The sequence below is a fragment of the Actinosynnema sp. NPDC023658 genome, from assembly GCF_040639995.1.
Classification (GTDB): Bacteria; Actinomycetota; Actinomycetes; order Mycobacteriales; family Pseudonocardiaceae; genus Actinosynnema.
The window spans coordinates 1-19,487 of the sequence record NZ_JBFAAX010000062.1 but is presented as its reverse complement, the minus strand read 5'-3'; the positions used below and the strand labels follow the sequence as shown (position 1 = coordinate 19,487).

General features: G+C 65.4%; 10 protein-coding genes. 4 read left to right on the top strand and 6 right to left on the bottom strand.

Going from position 1 to position 19,487, the window contains the following annotated elements; genetic code table 11:
• From AB0G02_RS10825 to AB0G02_RS10810, 4 genes are all read left to right on the top strand, one after another.
• The coding region (locus AB0G02_RS10825; protein ID WP_360792415.1) for a transposase at window positions 1-303 on the top strand (303 nt) is incomplete at its 5' end.
• A 475-nt stretch (window positions 304-778) separates the two neighbouring features.
• A complete protein-coding gene (locus AB0G02_RS10820; RefSeq protein ID WP_360792413.1) occupies window positions 779-2,704 on the top strand; it encodes an AAA family ATPase in 1,926 nt (641 codons plus the stop codon).
• Window positions 2,701-4,497, top strand: a complete 1,797-nt coding sequence (locus tag AB0G02_RS10815) for a UvrD-helicase domain-containing protein (protein ID WP_360792411.1) — start codon at window positions 2,701-2,703, stop codon at window positions 4,495-4,497. Before AB0G02_RS10820 ends, AB0G02_RS10815 begins: the two co-directional genes overlap by 4 nt.
• Before the next feature lie 558 nt (window positions 4,498-5,055).
• Window positions 5,056-5,559: a tetratricopeptide repeat protein gene (locus AB0G02_RS10810; RefSeq protein WP_360792409.1), complete on the top strand. Its 504-nt coding sequence runs from the start codon at window positions 5,056-5,058 to the stop codon at window positions 5,557-5,559.
• On the opposite strand, the gene AB0G02_RS10805 is transcribed toward AB0G02_RS10810, so the two are convergent.
• The 6 genes from AB0G02_RS10805 to AB0G02_RS10780 all read right to left on the bottom strand — a co-directional run bounded on the left by AB0G02_RS10805 (window position 5,519) and on the right by AB0G02_RS10780 (window position 19,452).
• The gene (locus tag AB0G02_RS10805; RefSeq protein ID WP_360792407.1) at window positions 5,519-9,487 is read right to left on the bottom strand and encodes an ATP-binding protein; all 3,969 of its coding nucleotides are present in this window, start codon (window positions 9,485-9,487) and stop codon (window positions 5,519-5,521) included. The genes AB0G02_RS10810 and AB0G02_RS10805 overlap by 41 nt on opposite strands.
• A gap of 145 nt (window positions 9,488-9,632) precedes the next feature.
• Entirely contained in the window at window positions 9,633-10,685 is a 1,053-nt protein-coding gene (locus tag AB0G02_RS10800) for a hypothetical protein (protein WP_360792405.1), read from the bottom strand.
• Window positions 10,686-10,726: 41 nt separating this feature from the next.
• Complete coding sequence (locus tag AB0G02_RS10795; RefSeq protein ID WP_360792403.1) at window positions 10,727-13,765, bottom strand: hypothetical protein; 3,039 nt, start codon at window positions 13,763-13,765, stop codon at window positions 10,727-10,729.
• 287 nt (window positions 13,766-14,052) lie between these two features.
• Window positions 14,053-14,652: a hypothetical protein gene (locus AB0G02_RS10790; protein WP_360792401.1), complete on the bottom strand. Its 600-nt coding sequence runs from the start codon at window positions 14,650-14,652 to the stop codon at window positions 14,053-14,055.
• Between the two features lie 169 nt (window positions 14,653-14,821).
• Window positions 14,822-17,182, bottom strand: coding sequence for an AAA family ATPase (locus AB0G02_RS10785; RefSeq protein WP_360792399.1), 2,361 nt, complete (start codon window positions 17,180-17,182; stop codon window positions 14,822-14,824).
• 1,091 nt (window positions 17,183-18,273) lie between these two features.
• Complete coding sequence (locus tag AB0G02_RS10780) at window positions 18,274-19,452, bottom strand: IS4 family transposase (protein ID WP_360792421.1); 1,179 nt, start codon at window positions 19,450-19,452, stop codon at window positions 18,274-18,276.
• Window positions 19,453-19,487 lie beyond the last annotated feature (35 nt).

The window sequence follows — 19,487 nt, the reverse complement described above, 5'->3', positions numbered from 1 at the left end:
GCCACCGGCATCCAGGTCGTCAAGATCCCACCACGGTGCCCGCAAGCCAACGCCTACGCCGAACGGTTCGTCGGCACCGTCAGACGCGAAGCCACCGACCGACTGCTCATCACCAACGAACACCACCTGCGAGCGGTACTCGACCGCTACGTCTCCCACTACAACCACCGCCGACCACACCAAGCCCTACAACTCGTACCACCGCGACCAGACCGGCCGATTGCAGAGCCGGGCTACACCTCGATACGTCGCCGACCAGTCCTCGGCGGCCTGATCAACGAGTACGAACCCGCAGCCGCCTAACCGCAGGTCAGACCATATGGCCGACTTCTGGCACCCCACAGGGTGCACGCCCAGCTGCTCGGCCAGGCGCCGGATCACCGGCTTGGGGTCGGACTCCCGGTACAACCGGACAGCGCGGGCCCTCAACTCGTCGGGGTACTTCTTCGGTGGTGCCACGGACGACTCCCTTCAGGCCCTATCGGACCACGCATGGAAAGCCACCGGGCTATCGGGGGAAGCTCAAGCTTCTCGATATCTCTCTCAAGTGTCGCTTGAGCAGCTCGGGCGCACGACACGAGGAAACGGTCGAGACAGGAACCGGGGCAACGGCCACGACCGGACGGACCGAGCGATACTCACTTGTCACACGTTCGAGTGAACGGCCCCGGTTGCGTGTAACGCAGTGCGACTGATCGTCGAAGATCGAGACATCCCATAGGACTGGTTGCACTCGATCGTGAGACGGGTGCTGACCAAATGCACCTCAGGAGTCCATGTGCGACTTGCCGCAGTGGAAGCTCGCAACTTCCGCTCACTCCGCAACGTGACGGTGCCGCTACGTGAACGTCTGACCGTCGTGATCGGAGAGAACAACGCTGGTAAGTCGAATCTGTTGGATGCGATCCGTCTGCTGACTGACGCGCTCGACGGCCGCAGGGACCGGTACTGGGATGTCGACGACGTCTCCAGGATTCCCGACGCCGCAGCCGCCGAGTTGGCCGCCAGGTACGTCATGACGTCACCCGAGCAGCTGGGAACCTACAGCCAGGGAGTCCTCTCCGACTCGTCCACGGTCCGCTATCAGGTGACGTACACGCCTCCGGTCGGAACCGAGACTCGAGGCCGGACCACGTGGGTCGCAGGCCAGGAGACATCCAGCGATCGCGACCCCGAACCCGAGGCCCGCGAGCGATTGCGGCATGTCTACCTGCCACCGCTGCGCGATGCCCAGCGAGAGCTGAACTCCGGTTCGGGCAGCCGGTTGCGCATCGTGCTGCGCTACCTGTTGGCCGAACACAACGTCAGCGAGACAGACTTCGTCAACACCGTCAAGGACAAGCTGGCCAGTCTCCGGAAGGATCCGGTGTCCGGCGAGGTACTGAAGGGCGTCGAGCAGGCAGTGAGGGCTCCGCTGGCCGACGTGTCGGCGGGTGCCAGTCCCCAGGATTCCGATGTCTCGTTCGCCGACCCAGACCTGCTGTCCATTGCGCGGTCGCTGCGTATCCGGATGAACGATCACGGCCTCGACCCCAGGGACATCGCTGACTCGGGCTTGGGTTACGCGAACCTGCTGTTCATCGCCACGGTCGTGGCGGAGTTGCGTGCGGCTCAGGACCACGACCTGACGGTGTTCCTCGTGGAGGAGCCCGAGGCACACCTGCACCCGCAACTCCAAGCCCTGCTGCTGGAGTACCTGCGTGACGCCGCTGAGGCATCGACCGCCCGTACCGACACCTTCGGATACGCCGGACGCATCCAGGTGGTCGTGACGACGCACTCCCCTCTCGTCGCGGCCTCGGCCGACATCGAGGACCTGGTGGTGATCAAACGCCATCCGCTTCTCCCTCGGGACAAGCACGCGTTCATCGCCGACCGATCGACTCCCTCACAACCCGAGCTTTCGGTTCCGAGCAGAAACGAGAGCCTGTACGAGACCAAGGCGATCCCGCTGGCTTCGTTGGAGCTGAACGGTGGCGAGGGCAAGCTCAAGCGCTACCTCGACGCGACCCGCAGTGCCATGTTGTTCGGCCCGCGAGTCGTCCTGGTCGAAGGCATGGCCGAAGCCCTGCTCGTGCCCGCCTTCGCACGCCAGGTCCTGCGCCGTCCTCCGTCCACGCCGCTCTTCGAGACCGCCCGCAACCTGGGCACTTCGGAGCCCAAGCGGGCCGACCATGACGATCGAGCGAGCTGGGCACGATTCGTCGGCACTACGATCGTCGCGATCGACGGTGTCGACTTCGAGCCCTACATCCGGGTGCTGCTCACTGCTCACGAAGGCGGCCGAGTCGCCGAGCAGGTCGCCGTCATCACCGACGACGACCCCACGGCACCCGGCGATCGACGCATCGCGTTGACCAAGCTCGCGGTCGAGCTGGAGGCCGAGGACAGGCTCCAGGTCTTCGTGGCACATCCGACCCTGGAACCGGAACTCCTGCGGGCCGGCTCCGCCAACGACGCGGTGATCAGGGACGCCTACATGCGGCAGCGTCCCCGCGCGGGCAAGGACGACTGGGAACGGATCGACGCTCTGGCGACGAGCTCCGAGAGGATTACGGCGTTTCAGCGGGAGTTCGCACAGCACAAGCTGCGCAAGGGCGACTTCGCCCAGGCGGTGGCCGAGTTGAGCACCAGGAGTCCCGAATTCGTCGTGCCGGAGTACTTGAAGGCTACGATCACCTGGATCTCCGAGGCACACGCGTGACGACCATCGAGGCAAGGCGAAAGCAGGCCCTGCTCCGGCAGAAGGACGCCATCGAACGGCCGGCTCCCCTGTATGTCCAGGCATGTCCCGGAGCGGGCAAGACCAAGGTCATCGTGGAACGGCACCTGTCCGGTGGCTCCATGCGCGGCAGGTGTGGACGTGCTGTCGTCTCGTTCACCAACGTGGCATGCGACGAGGTCGTCCGACGGTGCCGTGAAGCGAGGCGTGACGACCTCCTCGCGTTCCCCAACTTCATCGGCACCATCGACACCTTCCTATGGCGCTACCTCGTCCGCCCCTTCCTGCCTGGAGGAAAAGTCTGGGAGCGGCTCGACTCGTGGGACCGGATCAACGCGAAAGTCGACATCCCCGGTGGACCCAAGTACCGGCCCCGGCTGAGCGACTTCCAGTTCAGCCGGGACGAATCAGCGACCGCCTGCACGGCCCGGCTTCAACCTTCCAAGAACTTCGCCCTCTACCGAGCGCTGAACAGCAAAGGACTGCTCGACGCCGCAGAGAAGGCAGCGCTCAAGACCCGCAAAAGGCACATCGACTTCGGATACATCACCGGCCACGAGATTCGCATCCTCGCCCTGCATGCGATGAACAAGCCCGACGTTCACCCCATCGCCACGCTGTCCACGAGGTTCACCGAAGTGGTCATCGACGAGGCACAGGACTGCTCGCACCTCGACCTGGCGATCCTCGCCAAGCTCCGTGACGCCGGGCTTCCGCTGGTGTTCGTCTGCGACCCCGATCAAGCGATCTACGAGTTTCGGGGCGCGCGACCGGACAAGGTACGCGAATTCGGCATCACCCTCGGTTCTCGCGTCGACCTCACGGGCAACTGGCGCAGCAGCAGCGCCATCTGCAACCTGGCGGCCACACTGCGGCCCACACGGTTCGCACGACCACCCGACGATCCCATCGGCCGACATCACGACGAGCCTGCCGGCATCGTGCTGGTGAAAACGGGCAACGGCACGCTCGACCACGCCCTCGCCGTCTTCACCGACCGCGCCGACGCCATGGGCATCCCGACCGACAACCGACTCGTCCTCGCCCACTCCGCGGCCAACCTCCCCCGACAAGCCGGCCCGACAGGCAATCCGCCCGACGCCGCGGCAGCACGCGTCGCCTGGGCCGCCACCATCCTCTCCGCCCCGCATCAAAGCCGACGCCGTCGCGACAGCGCCTACGACGTCCTTGAACGGTGCCTGCTGGACTACTGGTACGCCCACACCGACGGCAAGAGCACCAAGAACCTGTGCGACCGACTCGGCATCGACAACCAGACACTCCGATCTACCGCAGCCAGGTTCGCAGCCGCCCTACCCGACCTGGACCATGGAACCTTCGGGAACTGGTGCACCGCGGTCAACAAACTGCTCAAGCACCATCCACCACAACCGGACATCGTTCGTCAAAACAACAGTGGGTCACTTCGCGCAAGCCCAGCTCTCAAATTGGCGACGGCACGTGAAGCGGGAGGAGCATCGTCCAAGAGAAAGTCCGAGCCAGTCCGCACCTCGCTGATCCACCAGGTGAAGGGCGCGGAAGCCGACGCCGTCCTCGTCATCGTGCCCCCGAAGGACAAGCGCACGGAGGCCGTTATCGACGCATGGATCTCCGGTGTACACGAAGACCACGTCGCCGAGAGCCTGCGAGTGCTGTACGTTGCCGCGACCCGAGCCCGTCGACTCCTCGCCATCGCATTACCTGAGTCTGCTCACGACCGCATCGCAGCGCACCTCAAGGACAACAACGTGCCCGTCGACCTCGACATCACATAGACCGAGTTCAGAAAAATCGCACCGGTCGACAAAAGGCCGCCCGCCTGCATGGGTTATAAATAGAGCGATCGACACCAGGACCACAGTTCCATTTTTCAGTGATTAGCAGCCTAACTCCGCTGATATGCAATACTTAGAAGCCCGGGGCCGCGTTCATCGCCAGCGCACTGATCGCACTGAAGCCGATGGCCTTCGAGGACCTGTTCGAGGTGGTCTCCAACGCGGACAGGACCTCGGAGTGAGTGTCCCCAGGCATGCCGCCTCGCAGTTGCGTCGTGAACTGGCAAAACACTACGACGGATCGCCCTTCGCCCCTGACCGCATCCTCACAACCCTGCACGCCGTGCTGGACGAACCGGAGATCTCGGCCACCCAGCTGGCCGAGATCTGGCCCGCCGTCCCACCCGATGTCGAGCAGGACTGGATCCGCCGGACGAGCGACGTCGGAGCCCACCTGCTGACCGTGCTGCCCACATCCCTGCTGCTGGCGATGGCGCTCCGCCGCGCAGCTCGCATCTTGCGCGCACACGGCACCTCCGCCGCGCCGCCATCCACGGCATGCAGGAACTCACAATCCACCGACGACGCGACGACGACCCGGACGCCACCGCCGCGTCCCTGCACGACCTGGCCGAGACCTACCACGCCCAAGGCCGGATGCACAAGGTCATCGGCTGCGCCGACGAGACGCTGGAGACCTACCTGCTACACCAACACGAGGCTGGCGTCGCACGCACGCTGGCTAATCTCGGCGTTCTGATGAGCGAGGTCGGTCGGCACGACTCAGCCGTCAAGTACTTCGCCCGCGCCGACAAGGCGCACGAAGACCTTCCCGACACCACCGCGCGGGCCGAGTGCGTGGCCGGGCTCGGCCGGGCGCTGTGGCTGTCCGGCGACCAGCCCGCCGCGCATCGGGTCCTCAACCGTGCCCTCGCATTCGTCATCGGCTCCGAGGGCAGCGATGCGCGGCACGTGCGGGCCTTCGTCGAAGAAATCCGACAGTCGGAGGTCAGTGCGCGGGTCAACCATTCATCCATTCTTCGTGTCGATGCATCAACCTGACTGTCTCCTCTTCCAGCCAGTCGAGTGCTCGTTGGAAGTCTTCCCGCAATTCATCGTCTTCTTCGCTGGCCAAGGCTTCAGCGGCGTTTGTCGTGGCCCGGCCGAGTTCCGATGACCGACCGTTGCTGTAGCTCCAGTGACTCGGGCGCATCGCAGCGGCGATTTGTTCACGAACCGCGGCTACCAGGCCGTGCCCTGTCGTTCTCGCTCGGTGTGTCATTCGGCGGGCCAGCTCCGGGCAGTTCAGCGGCCAGGTCGCGTGTGTTCGGAGCGCTGTGGCCATGGCAAGGAGTTCTTCGCCGTCTAGCGTGTCGACGGCCGACTGCAGGTGCTCGGCCTGCCGTGCCGTCACGCCTCCGGACATGGCCAGGCGCGTGACAGCGACGGCCTTGTCGGGGCTGTGCACCATCGTGTCAACCAACCAACGAACGAGGTCAGCAGCCGCCTGGTCGAAAGCGTCCGCCATCTCGTCGATTTCGGTGGGCAGGCGGCGCCCCTCGTCATGCAGGAGTGAGAGGTGCCGCAAGACGAGGACGGGATGTGCGCGAGCGATGGCAGTGGCGATCTGTTGCACGGTGTAGTCAGACCAGTCCGTCCGGCTGATGAGCTGGAGGACGGCTGCGGCAGCGGGTTCGTCGAACCCGGAACCCCACGTGGCGCCGTCGTAACCGCAAGCGTGTTCGAGCACACCGGTGGCGGTGTCCGACGAGACATCCGAGGCAAGCAGGAACTCGGTGGTCTCGACTGGGTTGGCCTTCAGCAGTGGGTGGGTCGCCAGCAGGAAGCGATCCCGGACGGCTGGGTCCGGGTCGGCCAGTCCGCGACTATGAATGTGGGCGAACGGTTCACCACGACCGACCCACGACGCTCCGACGAACGCATCGGCCACCGCCAAGCGCACCTCCACACGGAGGTTGGTCAGACCGTCGAGCCAGGTGACTGCCGCATCCTGGTCCGCCTCTACCCACTCGATGAGCAGCCACCGCAGTTGCTCGTCGAGTGGTCCAGAGGTGTGGTCTACGACCGCTTGGGTGAGGTCGGCAGCCAGTCCTGGTCGGGCTCGCGCGATTTCCCTGAGCAGAAACGGTGCCGTGGCGTGGCGGTCCTCGACGGCTCTCGCCTGGCGGAGCGCCTCGTCGAGGGTGGCGACGATCCAGGCCGGGTCGCCGCTCGTCACAAGGCGTCCGATGACTCGGTCGGCCAGAGCCTGGCGCTCGGCGCTCTTCAGCGCGATGCGTTCCTGGATCCGCTGCTGGGAGCGTGCTTGTCGTTGTTCTTCGGGGAGGCCGTCTTCGCCAGCGTCTTCTGCTGCCCGCTCGGCTTGGAGTTCGTCGAGGGTGGGCACGGGAACGCCGCGCCGCGACAGGACCGCGGAGTAGCCCCGTCCCAACGCGAGTTCGGCGAGGTCGTCGTCCTGTTCATCGAGTTCGGTAGCCAAGACGAGAGCGGCGTGGCGGAGCGGGAGCGACAGTGCGCGTCCCGCAGGCCAGGTCACCGCGCGTCGGATGAGTCGCCGGATGACGGGACTTCCCGTGGCTCGCGCTGCCCCGGCCAACGTCGCGACAGTGGCCAAGTCATCGTCCTCCCAGGCCAGCACCTCCTCGTCGGTGGGCGAGTAGCCGAAGTCTCCCTGGGGGGCGCGCAACGCCTGCTCGAGCAGGTTGACCGCGGCGCCAGCGCATCGCAGATCGTCACCCGATGCCTGGTGGCGCAGGATGGCGCGGATTCGGTCTCGGATGGGGCGGGCCCAGTTCGGAGATACCAGGAACGGGTCGAAGCGCAGGGTGTTCCGGTTGTCCTGAACGGTGTGGTGGCCGTCTTTCGCCAGCATCGGCTTGAGTACGGACAGCGGGATGGCCGTGTCTTGAGGTCGCGCGGGTGCGGCGAGCCAGGTCTCCACCCGGTCGAGGATGCGGGTCGGGAAGGATCCATCGGGTAGCCGACCGAGGTTGACGAGTTGTTCGGCGATGACGCGTTCGGGATGCTCGGGGTGGCGGTGGGCAGGCCGTCGATCGGAACGTCGTAGCTCCCACAAGGCGTCGAGTGCGGTTTCCAGCAGTTCGGGCGCGTTGGCCGCACACCGCCCGTACCGCTCGGCGAGTAGGTGGAGCACCCGCTCGACGGACCGCCGGTCAAGTTGGTCGTTCTCGGTCGCGTCCAGGCGCGCTCGCACGCTTTCCAGCGCCCCGATCAGCAAGCGGGGCTGCGTGACCGCCAGTCCACCGAACCTATTGACGGCTTCGTAAAGACCATGGAAGTCGGTTTCGTGCAGTTCGGCGAGGACGGCTTCCCAGACCGTCACGAATACGGCAGGGCCGTCCTGCCGGGTAAGGCGCCAGTCGAGCTCGGCGAGTTCGGTGACGAGCCGACCACCGCTCCGCGGGCCGAACACCTGCCACAGCTCTCGAACGAAGCCGGTGTCGTGCCGGCCCACAGCCGCCTCGCGTTCGAGGATCTCGTCGGCCAGCACGTCCGGTGTGACCCGTGTTCCCCCGTGTCGGTCAACCAGGACACCTCGATCCCGCAGCTGCTCGACCAGCCGAAGCAAGGCGACTACGCCGAGTCCGCAGAAAGCCGCGATCTGCGCCCGCAGATCGGCGTCATTGTCGTCTACCGAGCCCAGGGCGGCGTAGACGGCGAGCAGCCGACGGGCCGGGTTGTCGTCGATGCCGTCGAGCGCCAACTCCTGGTACCGGCTCAGTACCTGCTGACGCAACTCCGCGTCGACCGCAAGAGGTGCGGTCAGCTCACCTCGGCGGATCAGGTTCGCCGCCACCACCGCGACGTACGGGCTGTCGACCGCCTGCGCGGCCAAGTGCTCCCGCAGACCCCACGGCAACCCAAGCCCTTCAGTCAGTGACTCCACCAGCGACCTCGCCGCAGCCTTCGTCAGCTCCCCCACCTCGACGTGGGCGACCTGCGCGGAGGAGATTCGAGAGGCTGTGATCCGCGAGCGGATGTCCGGTATCCCGCTGGGGCGCGAGGCCAGAATGAGCTGGATCCCGGCAACGTGGCGGGCATAGGTCAGCAGCCGGGCGATTCCCTCGCGATGTTGGTGAGCATCGTCGACCACGATGACCGCCGGGCTGTAGGGCAGTTCCTCCAGCGTGGTGTCGTCCAGGACCGCTCCCTGCGACAGGAGAAGCACCGGGATGTCGGGATTGTCCTGCTGGGAGGGCGTGAGCGCCTCGACCAGCAGCCGGCTCTTGCCCCTCCCTCCTGGACCGCTGACCAACACCACCACCGGTCGATCCACGCTCCGGTCCAAGGCGACAGCGAGCCGCTCCAACTCGGCATCCCGACCGACTCGAGGCACCAGGTCGTTGAGCAGAGTGTCAGGGTTCTTCCGGTCCGTGGCGAAAGCCTCAAGGCTGACAAAGGCATCCTCGCCGGGCATCCTGAGCAGCAGTTTGCGCTGCTGCTTGCCCCAAGTCGCGTCCAGGACTTCTCGTCGCTTGTGCAGAGGAAGGTCGTCGAGCAGCCGTCCCAAGCCACGCTGGTCCACCAACTGCCAGCGCGGGTGCTTGACGATCTCGGCACGGACACCACTGGAGGCTTCCCCGGAGAACACCAGGTAGTACTCGTCGGCGGCGAACGTGCACGCGGCGACCGCAGCACGCACCTTCGCGACCGTAAGTTCGTCGTGGCGCTTGCACTGCCAAGCGGCGGTCGCACCGTCGCTGAAGGTGCCTACGAAATCGATGCCGTCCTGCTTGTCACCGCGCCGTCCCCAGCGCTCCACCCGCACGACCTTCCGCAGCTGAGGAACACAGAACCGGTGGGCGCTCAACAGGCGCTCCGTGAAGTCCTCGAACTCGTCCGCCGACAGGGACGGAGTGGGCACCAACGTCGGGTTCTTGCCCGGCAGCACGAATGCCCGTCCGACATCCCCGCCCTCGCCGGGCGCAGCACTGGAGCGATCGATCATCGGCCGAGCGTACGTGTGATCCCTGACTGTCGTATCCGTGACACTCCTGCGACGTTTGTTGATGTCACACGTTCACGGCCAGCGGTCTCCGCCGCCCGGTCGGAATAGTCCTCGCGCGAGCCGTGGCGAGGTATCACTTCAACGCTTAACGAAATGGCTCGCTCAAGCGGTAGGTCAATGACACCGCGGCAGGCCAACCCGCTTTAACGAAAGCGTGGAGTACGGAGCGGATCGCACTCAGAAGATCCGGTTCCGCAAGAACCGCATGTCGAAACTCGGCGAAGTAGCGTTCTATCAAGTCGATGACCACGGTAGCAGCCAGAGCGTCGTAGGTGTAGGCATCTCCCGGCTTCACCGCTCTCGATACGACAAGGAATGTCCGACAGGGATCGACCGGTGATAGATGCGCCAGGGTCCGCACAATATTGTGCACAATTGCGGGGTGTTTGAACTTCACCAATTGTTTAAGCAGCTCGATCGCTTGCGTCGCGAAGCCCGGAATCGGTTCGACTGACTCACCCTCTTCGACTGAGTGAGCGCCGGACGCGAAGTAGAGGTCGGAGGTGATCCCCTCGACCATCCGATAAACCGATCGGAGCTTCTGGGTGTCGGATACATCTGGGGAGTGCGGATTGGGCAGCGAGTGGATGACTGATTGCAGCAGGGCGAAGGCGCGGCTCCGCTCGGCGGCTCGTTCGTCTGGAAGGGCGAGCCAGTCTCGGATTGCGCCGATGGCGCTGGCGGCTGCTGGTGAATCGAGGGGGTTGCTGAACCAGGTGCGCACGAGGGTCGACGCGGCGGAGGTTTGATGGCGCAGCGCCAGGTACAGCGTGATCCCCGTGAGGTGTCCGACGGGATCTAGCAGGTCCGCGTCGTCAGCTGTCGCGGCGATGTCGCACCACGGTGACCGTTGGATGAGTTCTGCGAGTACGTCGTCAACCGCTTGGGGCTGTCTGTCGCGGTGCGTAGCGAGCTGTTCGAGCAGGACGGTCGCGACATGCGGGTGGTGCTCGACAAGGAGATGCCGCCGGGTAAAGTCGAAGCCTGTCTCCGGGTCCACCGGGAGAAGATTCGCCACGTTGGCGGCGTGCCACCTGTCGATTTCATCGTCATTCTGCAGCAATGCGTGCAGGATGGCGCGGATCGTCTCCGCGTGCTGCGAGACCCGCCAAGCCGGATCGCGCCAGAGGTTGGACACGGCGGAGACCGCCGATCGTCGGGGGGTCGCTTCCCAAGACATCATGAGGCGCCCCCTCTCCGGTCCCCTTCGGTAAGGCGGATCGTGCTGAGCAGGAGTGGCAACGCAAGCTTCGCGATGTCGGAATCAGGGTCTATGCGTGATTGTCGAGCCAGGTTGTCGACTCCTCGAACAACGTGCTTGGCCAACTCAGGGTGATTGAGTGCCAAGTTTACCGACAGGGCTTGACGGAGTGCTTTTTCTAGTGCTTTCAGTTGTTCCGGTGTGCCGTCGCCGGTCGTCGACTGGATTGCTGACATTAGTTCATCGACGATGGCGCGTTCGTCAGCCGTCAAGCGGTCGTCGGCGGCCGGGCCGAGATCGTCGCGTAGCGTGGTCGGCACGGATCCAAGTTCCATCTCGACGGGTTCGGGAATGTCGACGTGGTCGAGCTGGTGTGCGAGGCGCTGAGCTCGGGCGACGAGGTCCGGGTTGAGAATCTTCGCAAGGTCCAGGCAACCGGTGAGTTGATCCAGCAGGTACTCCGCTCGTTCGTCAAGGTGGTCGTGCGTGAACAGGCGCGGTGCTTGGACGATGGCTGCTTCGAGCGCGTCCCGGTCCTCGTCGGAGAGAACTGGGTGGACGGCTCTGATTAATTTTGCGGCTGCCGCTCGGGTCTGGTGGTGGACGAGCAGTCCACCGGACAGCAGTACTGGAACGAATGCCCGGCCACTCGTTTCGGGAGATTTGGCGGCGCCGCGTAGAAGGTGCATCCAGGCAGCAGGATGGGTGAGGTCGGCGACAAGCCTGTCGACGAGCGGCTCCCAGTTGGTGGCCTGGCTGGTTTCCAGGTGCTTGGCGAGCGCGGCGAGGATCGTGCTAGCGACACCGTGCCCTGGTCCAAACCGGAGATCGGGTGCGTACAGATCCACCTGACCCTGCGCACCACGGACGTGTAGCGGATATCCGGGCAACCCGTCCGGGAGCCTCGTGTCGCGTTGACGCAACGAGGCGATCAACACCGGTACCGCAGCGAGAGGGCCGGCCTTAGCGATGAACGTGGGCATACGCGTGCCGATGAGGTGCTTGACGCCTTCGAAGTCTTGGCGACGGGTGCTGGTCATGGACAACACGCCCGAGATCATCGGTGTGACGTCGCCTCGGTCTTCCTCGAACGACATGACCTCGAGGAGCAGGTCGGCAGCCAGTTCGGTGTCGGCCGTGGCGATGGCCTCGATGCCGTCCACATACCTGAAGAGGTAGCGGGAGTGCCACAGCACCATCAAGCCCGGGTCCAAGGTCCGGCGCAGGACACCCACGTGTTCAGGCGCGATCGCGACAGCACGAGGCAGGAAGCGCGACATCTCCTCGGCCAACCGTTCACGCTCGACCGGTTCGTCTAAGGCCAGGGACGTCAGGCGTGCGACGCAGTCCGCCCACACCGGTGCAATCCCGTCGGAGGCAGTGGTGCCGATCTTGTCCAACTGCACCAATAGCCGGTAGACCTGCTCCACCACGACCGGTTGGAAAGAACGCTCCAGCCTGTCGGTCATCCTCGCGGCAAGGAGTGCCCACGGCCGACTGTTCGCGCGGACCCAGGTGCGCAACCGGTCGTCGGCGGCATCCATGACACCTGCCACCCACCCAGCGACGATCTCGAAGGTGGGATCCTGGTTTCCCTCACCTGCAATCCACAGGACATCTCCGTCGTCCCGTGCTTCGGCCACAACGACTCGCGCGGCGACGATCCCTGCCAGGCTGTGGTCTCCACGGGCCAGTGCACGAGTGATGTCGGCGAACGTCGCGCGGGTGTCATCCGCGTGCCAGAGGTCGGCCAGGTGCAGGTCGATGCTGGGACGAATGACGAACACCAGGTTCGGGTCGCCGTCGAGCACGTCGATCAGGTTTGACCGATCAGCTGCGGTCAGCACCAGCGCCGCGATCGCGAAGTCGAACAGGATGTGGTGGGAGTACACGAGTTGGGTGTCCCCACTCGCCTTCATGCGTGTGGGAAGTTCGTCGAGGACTCCGTCGTGCACGAGCGCGGCGCAGGCGTCGAGCAGGCTGTCGGGTACAACGCCCATCCCGGCACGCAGCGTTCGTCGATCGAGCATGGCGCGGCTGACGCGGTCCAACACGCGCTTGCGCGCCTCACTGTCGGGGCGGTGGTCGACCCTGGCCTGCCAGTAGCGTTGCAGCAGATCGAGTTGGTCGCGGGCGTTGACCAGAGTGGCTTGTTCCACTCCCTCGTCCAGCAACTCGCAGGCGAGCCGCAGGTTGAACGGATTACGGATCAACTTGAGCAAAGGGCCACCTGCTCCGGCGACCAAGGCGCCGATGGCGGGGCGGACTGCGGTCAACCAGGCGAGTTCGGTCTCCGAGAGGTTGCCTAGGCGGAAGTGTCGGACCTTGAGCAGTTCACCGTCACGGTGATCCACGTCCTCGGACACCGGTGCACCGGAGAAGACCGTGCCCCAGGTCCGACTCCGGCGCAGGTCGAAGCTGCGCATCGTCGCGATGGTCCGCCACCTAGACCCTTGCAAATCGCGTACGACATCGGCGAGCCATGTCAGCGGTTCTCCGCGAGCGGCGTCGAGCCCGTCGAGCAGCAGAGTCGCGCGTCCTTCGCCGTCCCACTCCTTCAGCACCACGTTCAAGGGCCGGCTCAGCGGCATGTCACTGCGGGCGGCGCCGAGGCGTGAGCCGAGGGTGTCAACCGACAGTACGACGACCGTCTCGGCGTTCGCCACCAAGTGTTCGGCGATCACCGCCAGTAGCCCCGACTTGCCGCAGCCAGGCTCTCCGGTGATGACGAAGTCGTCAGCGACAGCGAGCAGTACATCCAGTTCGGCGCGACGAACCCGGACGCCATCGTGCGAATGAGGGAGTCCTGCGTGGCCGGACAACGTCGACAGGTTCACCTCGGTGATCTCTCGCAGCAACGACGTATCGTCCTGGCCGACCGTCAGATTTGCGATGGTGCCTGCTTGGACCACCGTCTGAGCACGTCCGGACATGTTGTTGACCGTGCCAGGCGTAGCAACGTCCTCCGACCGAATGTCCTCGCGCCGAGAGAACCAGCGCCACAACCTCTCCAGCATTGATCGATCCTCCTGCGCGAAAGGCTGTTCACTGGAAGCCACGTCGTCACCACGTCACGCACGGTCCGGCCGCTCGAACAGCGCCACAACACCGCTTGCCATCGCAAACTCCGATCAATAGCAAATAGCTCCGACACGATGCCGACCGAAGGCATCGGTTGAGCAGCATCCTCAATCAGTACCGTTACACCACCTGACCTGCATAGATACTGTTTCGATCAGCACAAAGCCTAGGCCGGTCGATCACGGCGGGCAGCGCAGGGCGACGGCGCAGCGCTCGTGATCAGTTACCGGTAGGGCGGCACGACCAGCGACACCGGTTCGGCCAGTTCCGCGCATGAGACCCATACCTGAGCAGGTGGTGGAGCCTGCGCGGAGCCGCCAAGCAACACAGTATGAGCCCTGCCGGGGGTCAGCGTGATCCCGCGTGGGACGTCGCGGGTCAAACCCTCGCCATGGTCACCGAGGTCCATCACGACCTCTGTAGCCGTGGCAGAGCCGATGTTGACCAGCAGATACCGGAACCCCTGACGGTGACGCAGCTCGAACGCCGGGCCCGGTGAGGTGCTGTCTCCGGACGGGATGGAGAAATGCACGCCGCCGGTAATTGAACCGGCCTGCACGGCCGATCCTGTGACCCTGCCGGAGATCGAGTTGGAGACCGGGCCCGGCTGCCCCGTATCGGCGGGACGAGCATCCGGCACGGGCGCCTGCGGTGGGTTGCGCGTCCGCCTCCAAGCCCACAACAGCGCGCCAGCAACAGCCACCAGAATCGCGGCCAGCCAGCTCAACGCCTCGACCAGACCACGCGTCTTCTCATCCCAACCGGGAATGACCCACACCGCGAGCAGCCCGACGCAAGCCAAGGCCCCGAGCACGACCGCCACCGGCCAGATCCGCCTCAACCAATCGACGGCACGCACACGCACTCCCCTTCCCTCCGACGACCCATACTCCGGCCGTCAAGTCTCTTGCCCGTCCAACCGGGAACGTCGCGGGCGAGCCCTCAACCGGTTGATCAGCTGACATCGTGCCGACCGCCGCTGGTCGAATGTTTCACAAGTTCTCCTGCACCTCGTTGACCTCGTGATAGACGAGATTTTCCAGTGCATCACGGAAGGCTGCGAAGTCCTTCACAGGTTCGCCCAGGTCATCGTTCAACGCGAAGTCGCGTCGCACAGTGCGGATCTTGGCCTTGAAGTCTTCCGAGTCGATCGAGTTGTCCAGCCCGGCCTCGATCTCTTCGAGGAGGAGGGCCGCGTCCTCACGGGTGCAGGTGATTGGGTGGTCGAGAAGGAACGAGCGCTTCAGCCGCTTGATCTTGGATCCGGTCTTCTCCAGCGTGATCTCCCGCATCGAGTCGCGCTGGCGGCGGCCCAGCTCGTTGAAGAGCGTCCGGAAGTTGGCGTCCAACGCCTTCGCCGCAGCGGCGAGTCGTTCGTCGTCGCGGACGACTTCCAGGACGCTGCGGGCGAAGCCGACTTTGTCGAGGTGGAAGCCTTTCAGCTTGCCCGCGGCAGCCGATTCGAGCGCTTCGTGGGTTCCGCTGCGGCCGGCGAACGACACGTCGGCGGCGTCCAGCGCCTGCAACTGGGCCGCTTCGTCGGGGTGCAGGAAGTGGTCGGCGTAGTGCTTCACCGCAGCGATCCCGATCTCTAGTGGGATCAGGTCCTCGATGGCGACGACCCCGGTGGGCGGTGTGCTGGAGATCCTGTCGTTCGGGAGGTCGCCCAGGCGCAGGACGTACTTCGGATCGATCAGCGGCTTGTTCCTCGGCCCCCGTCGGAGGCCTTTGAACGCGTCGTCGCCGGACTTGTCGCTGTCGAGCAGGACGATCACGGCGGGACGATCCACGTCCCGGCCGCGCGCCAGGTAGACCAGGTACGGGATGTGCGGGGCCGAACCCGCGGGCACGAGGGTGATGGTGTTGAGGTCGAGGTTGTCCAGACCGCTGATCTTCTGCTGGCGCAGGCGCGCGGACATCCCGGCGATCATGACCTGGTCGGAGTTGCCTTCGACCATCAGGTTGCAGTTGCTGATGAAGGTCGTCTCGGCGACGAAGCTGCCGAAGGCGGATCGTAGTGGTTCGTAGTGGTTGCGTGCGGCGTTCTTGACCACCCGTGTGCCTTCGTCGCCTTCGCCCTTCTCCAGGACCCTGATTCGCTCTCCGTGGTTCTTGTCGATCAGGAACGGCGAGTGGGTCACGTAGACGACCTGGCAGGCTCGGCGGTCGGGGTCCTGGGGATGGGCGAAGTCCTCGAAGATTCGGAGCAGGTCCTGCTGGCCGGTGCTCGACAGGTAGGCGTCGGGTTCGTCCATCAGCAGGATTTCGGGGGCGCTGGACTGCGGGGGTTCGTGGGCGAGGTACTGGACGAAGTAGCTGAGGAAGTACTTCAGCCCTCCGCTGCGCTCGTCGGCGGAGTACTCGGTGCCGGTGCGGTCGCGGATGGTGAACACGAGGTCCTGGTCGCGCAAGGTCAGGCGCAGTTGGAACTGGTGGTCCTGTGACCACCACTTGGGGAAGTTCAACGATGCGGCCAGTGCCCTGTTCATCTGCTCGACGATCCCGTTGGCGTAGCCGTCCTTCGCGGCGTCAACAGCTTTGAGCAGCTCGTCGAACGCCGTGCGGTCGATCCCGGCCACCTTGAGCAGCAGGTCGTCCGCCAAGGCGAGTTGCTTGTCGTAGCCCTTCGCCTCCTGCTCGGCCACGGCATACGCCTTCAGGACCTGCGGGGCCGCGGCGTTGAACGACTCCGGTGAGCTGAACCAGTCCGAGGCATGGTCCAGGAACTCCGAGAAGAAGGACTGACGCTGCTTCCGCGGGCCGGTCCGCCACGACTTGACGCCCTCGGCCAGGTACCTGATCGGCACGCTCTCGGGTAGGGCGACCTCCGCGTCGATCTCGAACCACTCGGGGAGCACGGTGTCCAGAGGCCGGATGTTCTTGACCTTGTGCTTCTCCCAGCCGTCGTCCGTACGCAGGTACACGATGGGTGCGGAGTTACCGATGCGGAACATGGTGAAACGGTCGAACTCAGGCGCGGTTCTCAGCCCGCACGCCTTCCCCACGGCCTCCAGGTCGGCGACGTCGAGGCCGTTGAACTCCAAACCGAAGTCGGGAAAGGCCATCGACCTGTCCACCGCGAAGAACTGCGAGTAGCGGCAGAAGTCACCGCGCTCGATGCCCGTGCCGCCGAGGGCGTGTTTGATGGCCGACAGCAGCTGGCTCTTGCCCGACTCGTTCGCACCAACCACGGTCGTCACGTCGCTCTCGAGCGGCACCTTGACGAAGGGGTACTGCCGGCCGTCTCCCTCGAGCTCGTCCCACAGGTCGGGGACGAACTGCTGGTGGGCCTTGCGCAGGTAGTCGAAGTTGAACGAGCGGAAGAAGCGGACGTAGACGGTGGAGATGAACATCCCGCACCTCATTCCGGCAGAGATGGACTTGCCTGGAGTAGGCATGCTAACCAGCGGGTCCGACAACTTCGACGAGCTGCGCGGTCCACGTCCGTCGGTCCGGTAACTGGCTCGTTCAAGAACGGGTCGAACCTCCTACACGTTGACGATCAACCGGTGATCATCCTTAGCACTGCGAGGTTCCGTGCGTGCTCGCGTGTGGCTGAGGTTGCATGTGGGCAGGAGTCGCCACCTACGACTTCACCAGTTCAGCGCAGTCGGGCGACCCGGCTGCGGAGGACCTGCCCACGTAGACCTCCCAAGACTCGACGTCCACCTGCGTTACCGTGTGCCTTGGACGACCCGGCCCGCGCGGCGGGATCCGCAACCTGACCGGCCCACCGGTCACCCCGCCGGCACAATTCGACGATCTCGGCCTTGAACTCCGGGGAAACGGTAGGCAAGGCCGCCGCTTCTTCCTGCCCACCGACTCTCTGATGGGGCATCCTTCCGAGGGCACGCGTCCCTTGATCTCGGATGTCCGTCAAAGCGGGTCAGACTCGGTCACTTGACAGTGGCCTGAGGCGAGCCGCTCCTCCTGCTCCTCCAGCTCCCCCGAGAGCCAGCGACGATCCACCTGCCAGCTCAAGTGCGGTCACGCCCAACGAAAAGCCGACAAACCATTTCGACCCTCGTCGCCTTCAGTCGCGAGCAAGCGACCAAAATCAGCCTTTGATCGACCACGGAACTGCTCGAGACCGCCCACGACGTCACGATCCCCGCAGTTCAACGGCTCGTCAGCGTGACCCGGCCCGCCCATACGATCCGGCCCAGGATGGGACATGTCGCCGGAACACCGCCTAGGCACAATACCAGTGACTTAGAGTGGTTTGCGCTGCTTGTTGGCGGAGGCGGTGCGGTAGTGCGGTGCGATCCGGACTGTCTCGGCGGGGTCGCGGGTGGGTTGTGGCCAGGTCCGGTGCTGGGTGCGTTTGAGTTTGTAGTTGGACATCTTGCGTTTGACCACGCGGGGGTTGCTGCGCCGTCGCCGCCGGGGCAGGAGTCGGGCGAGGATCTCGCGGACCCCGTCGAGCAGGGCGCGGGCTAATCGTTCAGGGGGAAAAGGCGGCCTGGGCGGTGGTCTGGCGGCGGGCCAGGCGCAGGGTGCGGATGAACGAGAGCCGGTCGGGGTCCAGGCCGGCGTCGGTGGCGGCGGTGTGCATCAGCGACCGGATCGCGTGGTGCACCAATAGATGTGCCCAGACCTCCTGCTCGACGCCGTCGGGCGAGCGGGAGCGCAGCACCTGCCCGGGGCCGCGTTGGTGGGTCTTGAGTTCGTCCAGCGCGGTCTCGATCTCCCAGCGTTGGCAGTACAACGCCGCCAACTCCTTCGCCGGGGCCCTGCGGTGGTCCAGGATCGTGGTGATCAACCGGTAGGGCGCGTCGTGGTCGGGGCGGGCGGGATCGTCCAGTGTGTACTCGACCACCCGCACCGTCACCGGTTCGGCGCGCCGGTAGTGGTCCTCGGTCGCCACGATCTCCGACAGGTACGACCCGTCGGGCAGCTCCTCGCGCACGGGCAGCACGATGTTGGACCGCACCCGCCACAACAGGTCCGCCCCGTTCGCCGACGCGGCCCGCCACAACGGCAGCCCGGCGAACCCCCGGTCGGCGATCAACAACTCGCCCCGGCCCAGGCCTGAAAACAGGTCCCGGGCCAGCGTGGCCTCCGCCACCGTGATCGGACCCAGCGTGGCCGCGGTGATCGCGTGAGTGCCGCACTCGGCTACCGCCACCACCCGCACCTGCGGAAACGCCGCCCGATCACCCCGCGCCGCCGCCCGACCACTACCCGGCCGGCCGAACCGCTCCACGTTCTCCGGAGTGTCCGGCGCGTCGAAGGTCGTGCCGTCGACCGCCAGCACCCGCCAGGTCCGATACCAAGAACCCCGCGTCGTCGGCTCGGCCAACGGCTTCGCGACCTGCTCGAACAACGCCTTCAACGGCGCCGGGCCCAGCTTGACCCGGGCTCTTGAGATCGCCGCCGTCGTGGGCACCCGCCACGGCTTGGACCACCGCGCCGCCCACGACAGGCCCTCGGTCAACAACCGGGCCACCTCTTCATAGCCCTGACCGGAGAACAGGCACATCGCCAGCACGAAGTAGACCACCGCCCGCGGCGGCAGCAACCGGTCACGCTGCCCCTCCCGCCCGGTCTCGACGATCACCCGATCCACCAACTCCGGCGGAAACGACCTGGTCAACAACCCGATCGCGATCCGATCCGACAACCGCGCATCCGTCTCAGGCTTGACCTGCCCAGGCC